Origin of the sequence: Psychrobacter sp. PG1, from assembly GCF_014897815.1 — a bacterium.
In the GTDB taxonomy this organism is placed as follows: Bacteria; Pseudomonadota; Gammaproteobacteria; order Pseudomonadales; family Moraxellaceae; genus Psychrobacter.
This window is the reverse complement of the sequence record NZ_JABUZG010000065.1, coordinates 1-18,333: the sequence shown is the minus strand read 5'-3', so window position 1 is coordinate 18,333 and position 18,333 is coordinate 1. Positions and strand designations below refer to the sequence as shown.

The following is an 18,333-nucleotide window of genomic DNA, read 5'->3' as shown; positions in this document are numbered from 1 at the left end:
TTTTATGCTTTGCTTAAGCCCTATTTTTGACCAGTTTTGTCAGTCAGCGCGCCACATTATATTTTAATTCCCGCTTTTAATACTCCGAGGTTTTCATGTCTAGCCCTACCGCGATGCCAGCTTGTCTATATATCGTTGCCACGCCGATTGGCAATATGAGCGATATGACGCCGCATGCCATTGATGTTTTAAAGCAAGTCGCCATCATTGCCTGTGAAGACACCCGTACCTCAGGTAAGCTATTGTCGCATTTTGGCATTGATACCAAAGGCAGTAAAGCCGACGACGAAAAAGAGTCAGAAGCTCCTAACACTAAAAATAATACCGATAATAACGTGACAGACGCTGATACCGCGACCAAGCAAAAAGGTCATAACAAGCTTTGGGCATACCATGAGCACAATAGTGCCATTCAAACACCCAAAATTATCGAGATGATCGAGCAAGGTCATTCGGTTGCTTTGATTAGTGATGCTGGTACGCCACTCATCAGTGATCCAGGTTATCAACTGGTACAGGCCGCTCATGCCGCAGGCGTTAGAGTCTCTCCTATCATTGGTGCCTCCGCTGCCATTGCTGCACTGTCAGTCGCAGGACTGCCCTCAGACCGCTTTAGCTTTATTGGGTTTTTACCTGCCAAAACCCACGGTCGCCAAAAGCAATTAGCAGCATTAAACTCACGTACCGAAACGCTGATATTTTATGAAGCACCGCATCGTATTATCGCCAGTTTAGAAGACATGGCGGCGGTATTTGGCGCTGAGCGCGAAGTCACATTTTGCCGTGAATTGACTAAGACTTTTGAGACTGTCCATAAAAGCACCCTTGGGGATTTGGTAGAATTTGTCAAAGCTGATGACAATCAACAGCGCGGTGAGATAGTCGTGGTCGTCGCTGGCGTGAATGTGGCGCAGGATGCGGATGACATCAGTATTCATGATAAATTATTGCAGCGCTTGCTTGAGGACTTATCGGTTAAAAAAGCCGCTGCATTGGGTGCTGATATCACTGGCGTAAAAAAGAATGCGCTATATCAGCGCTTACTTGAGCTACAAGCTGAATAATTTTTGGATATTAATATTAAAGACAGTTATAAAACCATTGAGGAGAAGTGAGCAATGTACAATGTAATGGCGATAGGCAACGCATTGGTTGACCATGAATATGTATTGTCAGATGCGGCGCTAGAAGAGACTGATTTGACCAAAGGCAATATGACGCTGGCAGGTATCGACGAGCAACAGCAATTATTGGCGTATTTTAAGCTGGCAGAAATTGCACCATCAAAGCAGGCTGGTGGTGGCTCAGCGGCTAATACGATGTATACCTTTGCCAGTTTAGGCGGCAAGCCATTTTATGCCTGCCGCGTCGGTGACGATCAACAAGGCGAGTTTTACCTCAAAGACTTACATGAAGCAGGCGTTGCAACTTCAGAGAAATCTATCCATGCAGGCGGGGTAACGGGTTCATGTGTGGTCGCAGTCACCGAAGATGGCGAGCGCACCATGCAAACTTATCTCGGCACTTCAAGCGAAATCACCGCAGAGAATGTCGATTTTGATGCACTGACACAAGCTGACTGGCTATATATAGAAGGCTACTTGGCCATGACTGAGAGTATTCAGCCTGCCATGACTCAGTTGCGTCATCAAGCAGGGATTCATTCTGCAAAAATTGCCGTAAGTTTTGCTGATCCTGCCGTGGTAAAGTTTGCCAAAGACGGTTTACTCAATATGCTGGGCAATAAAGTGGCAGTGATATTCTGTAATAGTGAGGAAGCCAAACTCTTTACGGACAAAAAACAAGTCAAGGCAGCCGCACGCGCACTGCTTGAGTATTGCCAGACGGCAGTGGTTACTGATGGTGCCAATGGTGCAACGATCGCCCATAAAGCTAATGATAAATCAGAAATTGAGATTTATGAAGTTGCTACACCAATCGTTACTAATGTCATTGATACCAACGGTGCCGGTGATAATTACGCAGGCGCATTTTTATACGCGTTGTCGCAGCACTATAGCTTGCCTGAATGTGGTCGTCTTGCCAGCGAAGTGGCGGCGCAGGTGATTCAACAGTTTGGACCACGATTGGCCTCACAAGATTATAGAGATATTGCAAAGCGTGTACTATCTGCTTAACTTATAAAAATCTGTCATTGCCGATAATAAAAAAGCCCATATCAATTGATATGGGCTTTTTTGTTATTAATTATGAGACAAATTATTCAGTTCACATTGCTCAGCTCACATGGCTCAGTTCAATAAAAAGCGTTTAATACTAAGCCGAGGCTAATGCTTGCGCAAGATCCGCTTTGATATCTTCGATGTGCTCGATACCAATTGATAGACGTACCATATCAGTGCTTACCCCTGCATTTTCGAGCTCTTGCTCATTGAGCTGGCGATGCGTGGTCGTCGCTGGATGACAGGCTAATGATTTGGCATCACCGATATTCACCAAACGAGTAATCAGCTGCAGCGCATCGATAAAGCGAGCGCCAGCTTCCAAACCACCTTTAACACCAAAGGTCAAAATAGCAGAAGGCGTGCCTTTCATGTATTTTTTGGCAAGCTCATGCTCAGGATGATCTGGTAAACCCGCATATTTCACCCAAGCAACTTTATCATGATCACGTAGATATTCCGCCACTGCTTGGGCGTTTTGGACATGACGCTCCATACGTAGACTCAATGTCTCCATACCCTGCAAAATACCAAAAGCATTGAGCGGGCTAAGTGCCGCGCCCGTATTACGTAGTGGCGCCACGCGAGCACGAGCGATAAATGCTGCTGCACCGACATCTTTGACAAAGTTCACACCATGATAACTATGATCTGGCGTGTTCAATAAGGGAAAACGCTCAGGATAATCACCCCATGCGAATTTACCACTATCGACAATCGCCCCACCAATCGACGTACCCGTACCACTCATATATTTGGTCAATGAATGAATCACGATATCCGCACCAAACTCAAAAGGACGACATAACGCAGGCGTGGCAACCGTACTATCAATCACCACTGGCACACCATATTCATGTGCGATATCACTCAGCACTTGAATATCAACGATATTGCCCAACGGATTACCGATACTTTCTGCAAAGACCATTTTGGTTTTGTCATCAATCAAATCACGAATCGCCTCAGGGTTTTTGTGGTCAAAGAAGCGGACTTCGATACCTTGACGCGGCAATGCATGGGCAAATAAATTATAAGTACCACCATACAAGGTCGACACAGCAACGATATTATCGCCCGCTTCACAGATGGTTTGAATCGCATAAGTAATGGCTGCCATGCCAGATGCTACTGCAAGGGCACCGATACCGCCTTCGAGCGCCGCGACGCGTTCCTCCAACACGGCATTGGTCGGGTTCATAATACGGGTATAAATATTGCCTGCAACTTTTAGATCAAACAAATCAGCACCATGCTGAGTGTTATCAAAGGCGTACGAGCTGGTGTGATAAATAGGCACTGCGACCGCTTTGGTCGTTGGCTCAACGCTATAACCAGCATGAATAGCCAAGGTTTCAAGACGTTGAGGCGTCGCTGATTTTTGGGCTGTTTGCTGGGCTGCTTGTTCGTCACTCATCATATATTCCTTTATTCCGATAAAAGTTATTAATCAATAAATGACTAATCAACAAATTATTAATTAACAATCTACCACTGAAAATTCAGCTAAAAAACAATCTCCCAAATCATAGCAATAAAAAAAGCCAAGTTCATCAAAACTTGGCTTTTTAATTAAAATAACTCTTCAGATATTATTTAACGCTTTGGCTTTTACTGAGATTTCTATTTATAGTAAGCGTTTTCGGTACGGGTATGATCGGTCTCATCAATGACTTGGGTCAACTCTGGTATTTGCTGCTTAAGTTGCACTTCAACGCCTTGACGTAAGGTCATGTCAACGGCTGAACAGCCTTGGCAACCACCACCAAACTTCAATACCGCAGTCAGACCAACGCCTTCTTCATCAATCAGCTCTAACAACTGTACGTCGCCACCATGCGCCGCTAAGCCGGGATTAATCTCTGACTGCAATACGTAATTGATACGCTCTTCGACACTGGCATCCGCACCCACTTTAGGCACTTTAGAATTTGGTGCACGGAAGGTCAGCTGACCACCAAAACGGTCTTTATTATAATCAATCACCGCATCCTCTAAATAAGGAACGGACGCCGCTTCGATAAAGGCAGAAAAACTGTCATACGTAAAACGCAGGTCAGCGCTATCCTCTTCACCCGGTTGGTTATAAGCCATACAGCACTCTGCACGCGGCGTACCTGGATGCTCAACGAAAATACGCACGCCGATACCATCGGTATCCTGCTTGGATAACAAATCTGCTAAGTAGCTTTGGGCTGACTCAGTAATAGTAATATTGCTTTTTGCTACAGTTTGCTCAGTATCTAGCGCTGATTCATAGTCTGCTGACTGGTCTAATTGGCTCTCAGCTTGGTTGTGCTCACTCATAATATGTCCTATGCGTTATGACACAAACGCTATATCTGTCATGGCTACTGTGTCGTGAATTTAAAATTAGGTAGCGGGTATAAGTTATGCGGGTTATCAATCATTACGGTCTGTTGTCTTAAAATACGGACTGCCGTTGTTATAACATTTTGCTCAATTTATAACAGCTATTATAACGTACTCAGACGACAATTCCGACTGCGCTACTGTGAATTAAACCAAAATGCTCACAAATGACTGCTATCGGTTTTATTAATGCTTTATTAACAATGACGAAATAGTTACGATAAATAGCGCTTATCTAATGATTGATATATCCCCTACTATATAAAGACAGCTACCGTGATTATCAAGCACCTAGAACACTAACTAACCACCTACTTTCTTCCGAATACTATGGCATGTCTAACACTGTGTGAAACCATACAACCAAAGCACTTATCATGCTTGCTATTTTCTAGCGCTAGTTTTAGATCTATTTACAAGGTAAAGTGTATTGTCCTAAATATCTTCTTATAGGTTTACTTATTGATCATTATATTAGGCATTCTTGTTGCCCTTATTATAGTCGTCGCGCTTTTAGTACCGGAGGGTGTTGACTATACCAAAGCTGTAAAAGAAATTATGTCTCGTTATATCAAAATTCATGTAGCGTTGGTATTTTTTCGTAATCCATTACTCCAGTTGATATTCTTTTATATTGACTATAGAGATCGCTTAGATATCGAAGAAAAGAGGATGTTCAAACGTTATTTTATAACGCAATTTTTTAGCATCTTTATATTTATTACTATAATTTTCATTGTTAAACATTACATTTAAGCTAGCAGAAACTTCATATTTTAGTTGAATCAATCTTATGATGACACAAACACTGAATCTAGTAACGACCAAAGACGACGAACAAGTAGCCGTTTGGAAGATTGTGGATAATACAAAAGACGAAACAAAGAACGATACCTCTACCACCAATACCTTTGCCATAAAATCGCAAAACATATTTTTGACGCACGGCACGTTTTCGGACAAACAAACCTGTTTGAAAATCGCTGAGTATCTAGCCCGCCTCGGTCATCATTGCTACATCATGGAATGGCGCGGTCATGGCGCAAGCTCAATACCCAAAGAAAAATTCAATTTCGAAACGGTTGCAACCTATGACTATGAAGCGACTTTTCGCTATCTTTTTGAGGATTTAAAACTCGATAATCTACATTGCGTCACCCATAGCGGCGGCGGGGTTGGCTTAACGATGTTTTTGATCCAGCATCCCTGCTATATCGATAAGATTAATAGCGCCAGCATGTTTGCCTGCCAAGCTTATGGCGCTGCAATAAATCCGATAAATCATACTAAAATTCTTGTAGCAAAATTATTCACGCGGCTGGTTGGCTATATCCCTGCTAAAAAAATCAAACTAGGGCCTTTTAATGAAAGCTATCATATGATGAACCAGTGGTACGACTGGAATCTACAAAAAAACTTTAACAGCAGTTTTCTTAAGCAACGTACATTTAATACAGCCAGCATGGATACATGCGGCGCTGATGAGGCACCTTTAGACTACCGGCAACAGATGCCAAAAATCACGATACCTATCTATGCTATCAGCGCAAAAGGCGACAATTTCATCTCCCCTACTCGTGGTTGTCAGCTGTTTTTTGAACCCTTTAAAAACCCTGCCAATATTTTTCGAGAATACTCGCTCAGCCATGGAGATCTGGACGATTATACGCACAGCCGCATTATGATCAGTCGTAACGCCGCCCACGAAATTTGGCCAACAGTTACCGCGTGGATTGAGCAGCATGCCCGTTAAAATAGCGGTGCGGTTGTAGCCTAACTACAGCATGGTACGGACTATAATCAGAAACCGCACACCTCTAAACATCTTTATACTTGTCAGCGAGTGATAGGCTGTGTCAGTATTGGCGTCATTACTTTTTACTCAATAAATTTTAACCAATGAAATATCCGTAGTAGGAAAGTGGCGTATATGAGCGAATCATCAGAGCAAAGTTCAGCTAAAGATAATAAACACTATCGTTATTTGGTTTTTATCGGGCGTTTCCAGCCCTTCCATCGTGGACATAAAGCGGTCATCGACGAAGCATTAAAGCGTGCTGATAATGTCATTATGTTGATCGGCTCTGCTAACTTACCGCGTAGTTTACGCAATCCATTCAGCGTCGCTGAGCGTGCTGCCATGATTAAAGGCGCATATTCAGCAGCAGAAGCAGCACGTATTCACTGCGTTGCTCTAGATGATGCACTCTACAACGACACACGCTGGCTACAGTACGTGCAAGCAGGCGTGAAGTCTATCACTGGTGATTTGCAAACTGATATCGGCTTGATTGGTCATTCCAAAGACAGCTCCTCATATTATTTATCGCTATTCCCCAACTGGGCGTCCGTCTCAGTACCGAGCTATCACAATCTATCCGCCACCCCAATTCGCGATAGCTATCTAATGGGCGCGACCCCGACTCCTGAACGCACGCCTGAGTCGACGCGCAAGGTTTTGAATGACTTCAAAAAAACAGACGAATATCAAAATCTGCACGAAGAAGCGGACTTTATTGATAAATATAAAAGACAGTGGGAATCAGCGCCTTATCCACCAACCTTTATGACAGCAGATGCCCTAATTGTCCAGTCAGGACATATTCTATTGGTTGAGCGCCGCAGCATGCCAGGGCGTGGACTTTGGGCATTACCAGGCGGATTTTTAAATCCAAAAGAGACCTTATTCGATGCCTGTATCCGTGAGCTACGTGAGGAGACTCGCCTAAAAGTCCCTGAACCAGTATTGCGCGGCTCTTGTCATAGTCAGCATACCTTTGATGACCCATATCGCTCAGCACGTGGTCGTACGATTACCCAAGCCTTTTATTTTCAACTTAAAAATGACCCAAAAGGCTTGCCAAAAGTAAAAGGCGGCGACGATGCAGCCACGGCTTTTTGGCTACCACTCGCTGAGCTTGACGCCACCATGATGTTTGAAGACCATTATGCAATTATTACTAAAATGGTTGGTTTATAGAATTTTATCAGACGATTATCCGATTTTTAATTAACAATTTTCCACGCCCAAGCTGATAGACAGCAAGGGCTAACCGCCGTAACTGTTCTTTCATTAACGCAGCTACGGCATCTCAAAGCAGAGGAGTTCTGTGATGTATACCAGCAATTTAAACAATTTAATTCTAAATAGCGACAGCTACAAAACCTCACATTGGGTGCAATACCCAAAAGGTAGTGAGTATCTGTCCAGCTATATTGAGGCGCGTAAAGGCGACTACGATGTGGTGTTCTTTGGCTTGCAGGCCTTTATTAAAGAATATCTAAGCACGCCAATCACTCATCAAGACATTGATGAAGCCGAAATGGTCATTCAAGCACATGGTTTAACCTTTAACCGTGCTGGCTGGGAGCGTTTGGTTGATAAACATGGCGGCTACATGCCACTGCGCATCGAAGCCATACCTGAAGGCAGCATCGTACCAGTATCCAATGTGGTCTGCCAAGTTATCAATACCGATCCAGAGTTTTATTGGCTGCCAAGCTATATCGAGACTGCTTTGCTTCGTGCCATTTGGTATCCATCAACCGTCGCTAGTGTCTCGCATTACTGCAAAGGCATCATTCGTCAAGCGTTAGAAAAATCAGCGGACAATACCGAATCACTCACTTTTCTTTTACATGATTTCGGCTCGCGCGGAGCATCTAGTCAAGAGTCTGTCGCGCTCGGCAGCCTAGCGCATTTGGTGAACTTTGCTGGAACCGATTCGATGACAGCGTTGGTGGCTGCCAGCCGCTGGTATCACATGGATAAGGACATGCCAGCGTTTTCTATTCCTGCCGCTGAGCATAGCACCATGACCGCGTGGGGTCGTGACGGCGAAACCGCTGCTTTTGCCAATATGATTGCGCAGTTTGGCGGCGCTGGTAAAAGCTTCTCAGTGGTCTCTGACAGCTATGACTTATGGAACGCCATCGATAATATCTGGGGCGGCAGCTTAAAAGATGATGTGAAAAATATGGGCGGGACTTTGGTTATCCGACCCGATAGTGGTGAGCCTGCCAAAGTGGTTCGCGAAGCCTTAGAGCGCTTGGCAGTAAAATTTGGAACGACGATTAATAGTAAAGGCTATAAAGTGCTGCCTGATTATGTACGTGTCATCCAAGGGGATGGCATCAGCCCACAAAGCTTAACTAAGATCATTGAAGTGATCATGAAAGCAGGCTTTAGCGCAGATAATGTAACATTTGGTATGGGCGGTGGTCTATTACAACAAGTCAACCGCGACACCATGAGCTGGGCGATGAAAGCCAGCGCTATCTCTATCGATGGCACATGGACAGACATCTATAAAGACCCCATTACCAGCCGCTCTAAACGCTCAAAGAAGGGACGTTTGGCGCTGGTCAAAAACAGCAATGGACAGCTAAAAACCATCAAGGCTGAAGACCTATCTGCAGACGCAGATAACCTACTGCGTGATATTTATGTCGATGGTAAATTATTAATTGAAGACAATCTCACCACTATTCGGGAGCGTGCAGGATGGTAGCAATATGATAAATAGCAATAAAATCGCCTCGGTGGCAAGAGATGTACTGCTTGCTCCTATTTATCTTTATCAAGGGCGCAAAATTAAGCGTGATACGGTACGTCTACCTGAGCCAAATGGTGAAAGGCACGGGCAAGTTCAATTAAATGACACGATTGAATCGCTAAAGGAAGCGCACAAGCGGACATTAAATCTAATGGTCGTTGGCGATTCGGCGGCGGCTGGCGTCGGTAGTGAGACGCAGCAAGAAGCGCTTGTCGGTAACTTAATTCCTGTTTTGACGCAGCAGTTTGCTATCCAAAATCAGTTTGATATACTGAACTGGTCATTGCAAGCGACAACGGGGCATACCAGCTTTGATATCTTGCGTAGGCTTTATGTTCTACTCGCGCCTAGCCAGCCTGTTGATGTGATGGTGCTGAGTGTCGGCGTCAACGACACCACCTCTAAAGTATCGGTGGATAAATGGCAACAGCAAATTGAAAATATCATTGCTATCGCTCAGCGTAAATTTGGTGTGCGAGAGTTGATTTTTTTAAGCCTGCCGCCGATGGCACAGATGCCTGCGATACCTGCCCCGCTAAGTAACTTTGTGGGTGCTAAAGCCTCTATCCTTGATAAGACATTGCAGCAAGTTTGCGCCGCTCATGATAGTGTCACCTACATGGCCACTGACTTTCCACGAATGATAGCAGAGCATTCGAACGGTACTCCAATCGATATCAAAGTGATGTTTGCCAGTGACGGTTTTCATCCTAGCAGCCTCATGTATGGCTATTGGGCGCAGCAACTGTCAGAGTTGATTATACAGTTACTGAACCCTTCCCCTTCCGATGCTGAGTTGACTGATTAAGAACCATTGAGGCGTTACTTCTAAAAACTTAAACAAAAAAAACCGCTGAATAGTCAGCGGTTTTTTTATGTTCTTAATACTATAACTGTGCATGTTTGAGAAAACACATGCTCAAAATAATATCACGCAATAGGTGTGAATTATTCTGCAGCGTCAGTATCAGCAGCTTTCTTACGGCCACCAAATGCACCAAAGCGTTTGTTGAAGCTAGCAACACGACCTTCAGTAGAAGTTTTGCGTTGTTCGCCAGTATAGAATGGATGCGACGCACTTGAGATATCAAGTGGGTAGTATGGATATTCTGACCCTTCGTATTCACGAGTGGTTTTGGTTTTAACGGTTGAACGAGTTAAGAAAAACACGTCAGCGTTAGTGTCATGGAACAAAACTTCTTGGTAATTAGGATGGATATCTTTACGCATAATAAACTCTCTATGTCCGATGTATGTATAGCACTCTTGAACACCATCTTAGACGATGTGTCAAACAAGTCATGACATACGTAACTGAGGCACTAAGGACATTGATAAGTATGGCAGCTGCGTCACTGGCTTATTCCAGCACCCAACACCATTCCTCTGCTCACTTAGCCTTTCCCCAGCGGGAAAATCAAACCGCGATTTTAACGGTTTTTATCGCTAGACGCAAGCAGCAGTTGTGAGTGATATATGTGATAAGTTGTCACCAAAATCTCTATTTTGTTGAGAGGGATACGGTATGTTAGTATAATATTAAATTAATTAAAATAACCAATATACATTTTAAGTTTAGATTTATTTAATAATTTATTTTTGATATTCATCATTTGTTAATGATGATGGATACCGTCTTATTTCGCCTCATTAATCAAGCACCCACTATTTATAAACACTCAGTAAGGACAATATAATGATAAATACTGTTATGAAGAATAGCGCAAAAGCCCTGCTTATCAGCTCAGCACTGGCACTCACCACTGTTGCAGGTGCGGCATTGCCTAATCAATGGCAATTAGACGACTCGCACACCCGTGTGGGATTTTCTGTCAATCATTTAGGGTTTTCGACCACCATGGGTCATTTTAACGACGTCAAAGGGGTCGTTAATTACGATGTTAAAGCACCCAGTAAAACCAATATGAGCTTCACCATTGCAACCGATAGCATTGACACCAATTGGGATGCACGTGATGAGCATTTAAAAAAGGCTGAATTTTTTAACGTCGCCAAATATCCAACCATGACCTTTAAATCAACCAGCGTAAAATTTATAAACCCGCAACAAGCCAAGGTCACAGGTGACTTTACTATGCTGGGTCAAACCAAACCATTAACTTTGGATGTGACTTTGAATAAAATCGCCAACAGCCCTCTTACCAAAGAGCCAGTTATTGGCTTCCGTGCAACGGGTAATATTGATCGCGCAGCCTATGGTATGACAGCTTTCGCAGATGGCATTACCACCAATGTCCCGATCCAAATCGATGGTGAGTTGATAGAGAAAAAAGCGCAAACCAACAAAAAATCTAAATAATTCTAATTTTTAGCCAAGCACAAATCGCTACTTCCTCTACATACTCTAAAAAAAAGCAGCCATTATGATGGCTGCTTTTTTGACAATAATGAATCAACTAACTCGACATTTATATATATTCAATAAATCGCATAAATACTTCCCATTTGCTTGTTAACCTCAGTTTTTATTGTTATATTCATATATACGGATTTACGAATATAAAACATAACACTGAGGGAGCAGAAAGATGGATACAGTACAGGTAGACTTTGCCGAGATAAATAAAGACTGGGATAAAAACATCGCTGATTATCACTTTGATATTTATCACTTATCTGGTTGGATTGCTGCGTCAGCTATTGTCGATAAAGGCACTCCTCAAGGAGTGATTGCCACTTATAACAATAAAAAAATCTTTTTACCTCTCATTATAAGAGAACTCGACTCAGAGCATTGGGATGCGACTTCTACTTATGGTTACGGCGGTCCTGTCATGGATAAGTCTCTCACTGATGCCGAATTAGACATAATATTGGCAGAAGTAAGGGGCTTTCTCTTAGCAAAAGGCTGTGTGTCTTTATTCATGCGACTGCATCCAATCATCAATAAAGAGTGGCTACCAACGGTCGGCAAAGCACTCACTCATGGATTGACATTGATGTCTGACTTGGGTAAATCTGAAGAGGAGCACTGGAGTGAGACTCAAAATCGTCATCGTAGAGGCATTAAAAAAGCCTTAAAAATGGATGTCGTGACAAAAATTGAGCGTTTAACCAGAGACAATGCAGTGATGTTTTCCAATATTTACAAAGAAACGATGGCGCAGGTGAAGGCAGATCAGTACTACTTCTTTGATGATGATTACTTTTTTAATTTGCTCGAAAATTTGCAAGACAGAATACTACTGATAACTGCCTATCAGGATAATAAAGCCATTGGTTCCTCTATCTACACAATCTGTAAAGAATCGGGCATTATGCAATTTCATCTCGGAGGCACGCTCAACGCCTATACCCATCTACAACCTTCCAAACTCATTACCCATGTGGCTCGTGATTGGGGCCGAACCAATCATTATAAATTACTGCATCTTGGCGGCGGTGTAGGCTCTAATCTAGATTCTTTATACGAGTATAAAAAAGGGTTTAGCTCACAAGAGTTATTATTCAAAACCTATAGACTCATCGTTAATCCAGAAAAATACACAGCATTAGTCGCTGATAGCTGGTTCACCGAAAATGATTTACGCTCCGACTTTTTCCCTTTATATAGAAAAGAGCCTACTAAAGAAACTATCTTGGAGACTGAACAAGCTGAAGCTTTGGCAGATATTTGATCTGCGTTATTTTACGATTCTAATCATTCAAGCCAATAAAAAAGCAGCCATTACGATGGCTGCTTTTTTGATGCTAATTGTCTTTCATTTCGGTAGATAATGGGCTTACTTTACTTAGTTTTGATGATATGCCAAACGCCCAGTTTATTGTCGCCATCTTTATCGCCCACCTTTGTATCATTGGCATAGAAATATAACGGTTTACCATTTACCGCCCATTGATACTTGCCATCTTCGCGTTGAAATGCTGCAAACTGCCCTGACGCTTTGGCATTACTCGGTGCCATAAATGCGGGCCAAGCAATTAGACAGGCACTACCACACTCTGATTTGTTCATCCCATCTTTATCAAAGGTATATAAGGTCATGTGATTGCTTGCATCGACTAACATGCCGTTTTTACTCGCGACTGGCGCGGTATTTTTATTGGTGGCTTGTACATCATGCATGCCAGAATCATCATTGCCGAATACATTGTTTAACGTAGTACAACCAGTAAGCGTTAAAACACCGGTGAGAGCCGATAATATAAGCATACGTTTCATAATAACTTCCTTGTCATTTTGATTGTGATTATGATTGTCATCATAAATTTCTATTTGGATTTTTCTCATCGTCAGACTATTTAAGCAGCAAAAAAACTTATCGCTGACTTCAAGCAGTTTTAATATAGCATATGCAACAGCGCAGTCGTTTCTATCCCTATATAAATTTACAAAAGCTTATGTATTTGCAAATTGGTTAAACTGGCATAGCCATTCATTGACAAAACTCACGTATCTACTTACGTATTTGCCGTCATATTGGTTGTCATTTTTCGTAGAATACTCTATACACATTAAGAATTACTACACAATGACAAATATGACCCTTGCGGCTTCATATGCATATTGAACTTGACGTCCTTTGCACGCATATCAATAGTTATAAACGGCTTAGAACAACATCCATTAGGACAAATTTTTTAAAATAAGATTTTAGAATAAAACATTTAACAAATACACCGAGCATGACCTGCTGTAACTGCTATTAAGGATATAACAACGACAATGACTCACTCTTTCATTAAAAACCCAGTGAAAAACCAAGCGCACTCTGCCAAACGCGTCGGTATTCTTGGTGGTGGTACGGCAGGAGCAACCATTGCTATTCGCCTTGCGGCATTAGGGCTTGAAACTTATGTATTTGAAAAAAACAAATCGCTGATTGATGGTCCACCGATGTGTCACTTGCATGCTGGCGGCAATCTATACCGCGAAATTCCTGATGAAGATTGTGTGGCTCTCCTCAAACAATGTATCGATATATTGCGCCTTTATCCTTATACCATCGATGTTCGCCCAACAGTATTTGCCGTACCAACTCGCGATGAAGGCTTGCCAGAAGATTTGCTACCACGTCTTAATATCTTGACTGATGCGTATCGTAAGCTTATCGCCGAAGATGCTAATAACAAAGTGTTGGGCGAACCTGAAAACTATTATCAGCTTTATAGTCATGAGCAACTCATTGCGCTGTCTAAACGTGAACAAGTCACTGTGCCGTGGTCGGTTGATGAATGGATGATACCAGTAGCTAAGTATTTGGACTTAAATAAAGTCAAGTTTCCACTGATTGTCGTGCAAGAGTATGGCTGGAATATTTTTCGCTTGGCGGCCTCTGCGCAATTGGCATTAGCAGATTATGAGCATGCACACGTCTTTACCGATACGCAGGTTAAGCAAGTCATGCCTGTTGATTGTGAAAATTGCTCAAACGCTGACCATCATGTCACTAAATGGCGTATTGATTATCAACAAGCTGCCAGCTCTGAAACTAAGCTTACAACTGAATCTGAGACCAAAAATACAACTGAAAATACAACTGAATCTATCGAAGTGGATTATTTAATCAATGCTTGCGGTTTTCGTACGGGCGTCATCGACGATATGGTCGGGGTCAAAGTCACGCGTATGGTCGAGTTTAAATCGTCTTATATTACCCACTGGGATAATACCGGCGGACAGATACCAGAGATTATCGTTTATGGCAGTCGCGGCACACCAGAAGGCATGGCACAACTCACACCTTACCCTGGTGGTTATTTTCAAATACATGGCATGAGCAAATTTATCACGCTATTCGATGATGGCTTGGTCGCCTCTAGCAAAGACAGCGCCCAACCTAAGCTGCCGCCGCAGTATATGCACTACATCGAAGATGGCTGGGATAAAGCACCGTTACAAGCGCGTAGTCAGCAAGCGATTGATTATGTAGCGGAGTTTGTACCGACCTTCCATAGCGCACGTACGGTCGGTAACGCGCTATATGGTGGGCAGCAAATTCCCGGTGAAGACGATACGCTGCGAGTGGCTGATGTAAGCTTGTACTCTAATATTCGCTATGCTCGTGCGGAAAACGTCAAAGCATCATCAACTTTGATTGCTGCCGATCAAATCGTTGATGAATTGACTGAACTTGGCTTAATCGATCATGACACGCCAGCCAACCGCAATCGTTATGCTCATAATTGGGCGTATTTAACAAAACACGATAGCATGGCGATTGATGAAGTCGCGCGTACACTGGCTGAGCAACGAGGCTTTCCATTCGCAATGGCTGATGTGAATCACGGTATTGGCGGGACAACTTTAGAGGGTTTCAACACGGCTAATGATGCAGGTGCTACTGAGATATAAAAAGCGTTCTATTAAAAATTGAACAAAAAAAGGAGAGAATAGCTAACGATCAGCCCTTCTCTCCTTTTTTATAGATGAAACATTTATATATAAAAGCATTTACAGATAAAAACATTTATAAATAAAAGCATTTATAAATAAGAATACGTACTCTTAATTACCAGCCATTTTTTCGGTATCGACTGCATCGTCTATTTTTACGACTGTTCTTAATAGCTCAATGGCTTCATTAATCGTGTTACATACCACCAAACGCTCCAGATCTTCTTGCTTCATAAAACCTTGGTCAGCCGTATATTTTAAGTGCTCGATCATACGATCGTAGAAACCATTGATATTCAAAATAATCATCGGTTTTTCATGTTGATAGAGCTGACGCCACGTAGCGATTTCCATAATTTCCTCTAAAGTACCAAGCCCGCCCGGCAAGGTAATAAAGGCATCTGCATACTCCGCCATCACGGTTTTGCGAGTGTGCATGGTATCTGTCAAATGCAGGCGAGTCAGCTGCTCATGAGCAATCTCATGTTTGAGCATAAAGGTTGGAATCACACCGACCGCTTGCGCACCGCCTTGAATCACCTCATCTGCAACGGCACCCATCAGCCCGATGCTCGCGCCGCCGTAGACCAAACCCATGCCATTGTCAGCAAGCGCACTACCCAACTCGCGGGCTGCCTGCTCGTAGACTTCATTATTACCCAAACGCGAACCACAATAAACCGCTACCAACGGCATCATTAACGTTGATTTATCCACTGCTTTTTCAATATTGGTAATGTCTTGACTGGTAATGACTTCATAAGTGTCATTGTTAATTTTCATTTGCATATAGCTTCCTTAATTTTTATATCGATTGTTTTTGTTAAATACTCGTTAAAACCCTGATGGATAATACCACCCAAGATAAATAGCATAGAACTTGAAAGTCACAATTGAACACCTTGCTTGCCAGCATTTATCTTAACATAAGCGATGCTATCAGGTGGTTATCAGCTAATTTAAGCGGTTTATCACTACGTAATGACTACATTTTAAGAGCAGATTATTGATAAATAATTGCAAATAAATAGCCACTCCACACCGCATACAACCCTAACAATATGAAGGTTAAAGCATGGAAAATAAACAGTATCAGACGGATATTTATTCACTGAGTATCATGACTGAGCGCAATCAGGCATTGGCAGCGACTGTCTATCGCCCTAAAAATGAGGTGAAAAAAGCGGTTATGATCGCGCCAGCAACGGGTATCAAGCGCCAGTTTTATCACAATTTTGCCACTCACTTAGCAGAAAATGGCTTTGGTGTACTAACCTTTGACAATGAAGGCATCGGTGAATCGCTGTCGTCTGCATTGGCTAAATGCAATGCATCGCTGATTAGCTGGGGTCGCCATGATATGCCAGCCGTCCTTGATGCGTTGCAAGATGAATTTTCCGCCGCCACTTATCATTTAATTGGTCATAGTGCAGGCGGTCAGCTGATAGGTTTGATGCCAAATTATAGTGCGCTCGCTTCAGTGTTCAATGTCGCCTGCTCATCAGGTCGTATTAAAAATATGAGCATGCCTTATAAACTCAAAGCGATAGGGTTTATGGATGCCTTCATTCCACTCGCCAACTTGACGCTAGGGTACACGCCGTCAGATAAAATTGGTATGGGCGAACCGCTACCACGGGGCGTGTCTCGGCAGTGGCGCGAATGGTGTAATGGCGCAGGCTATATCAAAACAGCCTTTGGCAAAAGTATACAAACGCACTTTTATGATGACATTACTATGCCATCATTATGGCTGGGGTTTAGTGATGATGACATTGCCAATAGCAAAAATATGGATGATATGATTCGTGTTTTTACTAAAATGCCAGTCGAAAAGCACTTTTTAGATCCCAAAGACTTTGGTCTAAACAGCATCGGTCATATGCGCTATTTTAGTAGCAGAACCAACGCTAAAGCACCGCAGCTTTGGCAAATGGCGGTTGATTGGCTAAAGAATCAATACACTTCAGAGCCTATTTAACTACGGATTCGTCTATTGATTCTTTCATGTTTACTACCTGTTCTACTTTGACACACTTGGTTAAGGCAGAATAAAGCGACGGCTGCATATTATGGATATTACCCAGCATCCATTTTACGTAGCTGATGGGCACGTCTTTAATCAGCGTGCCTTTATGTTTGCCAAAGGGCATTTTGCTCACTGGATTGGCTTTATTAGCGATAGCATGGACAGCAGCAAAATCCGTCGGTGCGATGGCTAGGCGCTCACAACACGCCTGATAAAGCAGATAACACATACGCGCATCACCCAGCGCATCATGGGCGGCAATCGTCATCCTGCTTGCTTCCTCTTTGCCTAATAATTGCTCGATACATTTGGACTGACCATAAGCACTCCACTCTGGAAAAGCCACACGCGCCAGCCGCACCGTACATATCAACTTAGTAGACGGACTGCCAATAACCCGCCAATCAAAGCGCACATTATGACCAATCAAATAATGCGGCAACTCAAACGCCTCTAAATCAAAGCGCTCAAGACCAGCGACATCCTCATCGGTGATACCATGAACTCTAATGACAACTGGTGATATCGAACGACCACTATTAAAATACTTCATCCACTCAAAACCCGTCATCGCATTAATAGTCGCCACTTGAATCGGACGCGGATCACGACCTTGATCGGTTTCGGTATCGATAATCAGCGCGGTGTCAGTCATAAAGATTCAGCCATGGATAACAACAATAGATAGCAACATTGGTATTTTATGTAACGTTTTAAAAATACGTAAACTTTAAAAGAAACGTTATATTTATGGGGATAAAAAATAGAGATAACAATGATATACAAAGAATAGATAATACCAATCCCAATAATTAAAGTTGCGCCCAAGTACGA

The 18,333-nt window shown here is 42.8% G+C and carries 16 protein-coding genes; 10 read left to right on the top strand and 6 right to left on the bottom strand.

Annotated elements, in window-relative coordinates; all coding sequences use genetic code 11:
* The first annotated feature begins 95 nt into the window (after positions 1-95).
* Both rsmI and INT03_RS10650 read left to right on the top strand, forming a co-directional pair.
* Complete coding sequence (gene rsmI / locus INT03_RS10655; RefSeq protein WP_193008928.1) at positions 96-1,064, top strand: 16S rRNA (cytidine(1402)-2'-O)-methyltransferase; 969 nt, start codon at positions 96-98, stop codon at positions 1,062-1,064.
* A gap of 54 nt (positions 1,065-1,118) precedes the next feature.
* Complete coding sequence (locus INT03_RS10650) at positions 1,119-2,138, top strand: adenosine kinase (RefSeq protein WP_193008927.1); 1,020 nt, start codon at positions 1,119-1,121, stop codon at positions 2,136-2,138.
* A 139-nt stretch (positions 2,139-2,277) separates the two neighbouring features.
* Here the strand turns inward: INT03_RS10650 and INT03_RS10645 are convergent, their stop codons facing one another.
* Both INT03_RS10645 and nfuA read right to left on the bottom strand, forming a co-directional pair.
* Positions 2,278-3,600 (bottom strand): O-acetylhomoserine aminocarboxypropyltransferase/cysteine synthase family protein, encoded by a 1,323-nt coding sequence (locus tag INT03_RS10645; protein ID WP_193008926.1) that lies wholly within the window; start codon positions 3,598-3,600, stop codon positions 2,278-2,280.
* Positions 3,601-3,806: 206 nt separating this feature from the next.
* A complete protein-coding gene (nfuA, locus tag INT03_RS10640; protein WP_045455268.1) occupies positions 3,807-4,490 on the bottom strand; it encodes a Fe-S biogenesis protein NfuA in 684 nt (227 codons plus the stop codon).
* Between the two features lie 859 nt (positions 4,491-5,349).
* Here nfuA and INT03_RS10635 point away from each other — a divergent pair.
* From INT03_RS10635 to INT03_RS10620, 4 genes are all read left to right on the top strand, one after another.
* On the top strand, positions 5,350-6,309 hold the full coding sequence (locus INT03_RS10635) for an alpha/beta fold hydrolase (RefSeq protein WP_193008925.1): 960 nt from the start codon (positions 5,350-5,352) through the stop codon (positions 6,307-6,309).
* A 177-nt stretch (positions 6,310-6,486) separates the two neighbouring features.
* Positions 6,487-7,536, top strand: a complete 1,050-nt coding sequence (locus tag INT03_RS10630) for a bifunctional nicotinamide-nucleotide adenylyltransferase/Nudix hydroxylase (RefSeq protein WP_193008924.1) — start codon at positions 6,487-6,489, stop codon at positions 7,534-7,536.
* A gap of 133 nt (positions 7,537-7,669) precedes the next feature.
* Complete coding sequence (locus INT03_RS10625) at positions 7,670-9,067, top strand: nicotinate phosphoribosyltransferase (RefSeq protein WP_193008923.1); 1,398 nt, start codon at positions 7,670-7,672, stop codon at positions 9,065-9,067.
* Between the two features lie 4 nt (positions 9,068-9,071).
* Positions 9,072-9,920, top strand: a complete 849-nt coding sequence (locus INT03_RS10620; RefSeq protein WP_193008922.1) for an SGNH/GDSL hydrolase family protein — start codon at positions 9,072-9,074, stop codon at positions 9,918-9,920.
* A 140-nt stretch (positions 9,921-10,060) separates the two neighbouring features.
* Here the strand turns inward: INT03_RS10620 and INT03_RS10615 are convergent, their stop codons facing one another.
* Positions 10,061-10,342 carry a type B 50S ribosomal protein L31 gene (locus INT03_RS10615; protein ID WP_011281173.1) on the bottom strand — a complete coding sequence of 94 codons (282 nt, stop codon included), beginning with the start codon at positions 10,340-10,342 and terminating at the stop codon, positions 10,061-10,063.
* Positions 10,343-10,808: 466 nt separating this feature from the next.
* Between INT03_RS10615 and INT03_RS10610 the strand changes: the two genes are divergently transcribed.
* Together INT03_RS10610 and INT03_RS10605 are read left to right on the top strand one after the other, a co-directional pair.
* Complete coding sequence (locus INT03_RS10610) at positions 10,809-11,432, top strand: YceI family protein (protein WP_193008921.1); 624 nt, start codon at positions 10,809-10,811, stop codon at positions 11,430-11,432.
* Positions 11,433-11,661: 229 nt separating this feature from the next.
* Entirely contained in the window at positions 11,662-12,750 is a 1,089-nt protein-coding gene (locus INT03_RS10605) for a peptidoglycan bridge formation glycyltransferase FemA/FemB family protein (protein ID WP_193008920.1), read from the top strand.
* A 110-nt stretch (positions 12,751-12,860) separates the two neighbouring features.
* On the opposite strand, the gene INT03_RS10600 is transcribed toward INT03_RS10605, so the two are convergent.
* On the bottom strand, positions 12,861-13,295 hold the full coding sequence (locus INT03_RS10600; RefSeq protein ID WP_193008919.1) for a hypothetical protein: 435 nt from the start codon (positions 13,293-13,295) through the stop codon (positions 12,861-12,863).
* A gap of 504 nt (positions 13,296-13,799) precedes the next feature.
* Here INT03_RS10600 and INT03_RS10595 point away from each other — a divergent pair.
* A complete protein-coding gene (locus tag INT03_RS10595) occupies positions 13,800-15,428 on the top strand; it encodes an FAD-dependent oxidoreductase (RefSeq protein WP_193008918.1) in 1,629 nt (542 codons plus the stop codon).
* Between the two features lie 153 nt (positions 15,429-15,581).
* Here the strand turns inward: INT03_RS10595 and INT03_RS10590 are convergent, their stop codons facing one another.
* On the bottom strand, positions 15,582-16,259 hold the full coding sequence (locus INT03_RS10590) for a TIGR00730 family Rossman fold protein (protein WP_193008917.1): 678 nt from the start codon (positions 16,257-16,259) through the stop codon (positions 15,582-15,584).
* 286 nt (positions 16,260-16,545) lie between these two features.
* Here INT03_RS10590 and INT03_RS10585 point away from each other — a divergent pair, with 286 nt between their 5' ends.
* A complete protein-coding gene (locus INT03_RS10585; RefSeq protein ID WP_193008916.1) occupies positions 16,546-17,451 on the top strand; it encodes an alpha/beta fold hydrolase in 906 nt (301 codons plus the stop codon).
* Here INT03_RS10585 and INT03_RS10580 read toward each other — a convergent pair.
* A complete protein-coding gene (locus INT03_RS10580; protein ID WP_193008915.1) occupies positions 17,444-18,154 on the bottom strand; it encodes a putative quorum-sensing-regulated virulence factor in 711 nt (236 codons plus the stop codon). The two genes, INT03_RS10585 and INT03_RS10580, sit on opposite strands and share 8 nt — an antisense overlap.
* Positions 18,155-18,333: the final 179 nt, after the last annotated feature.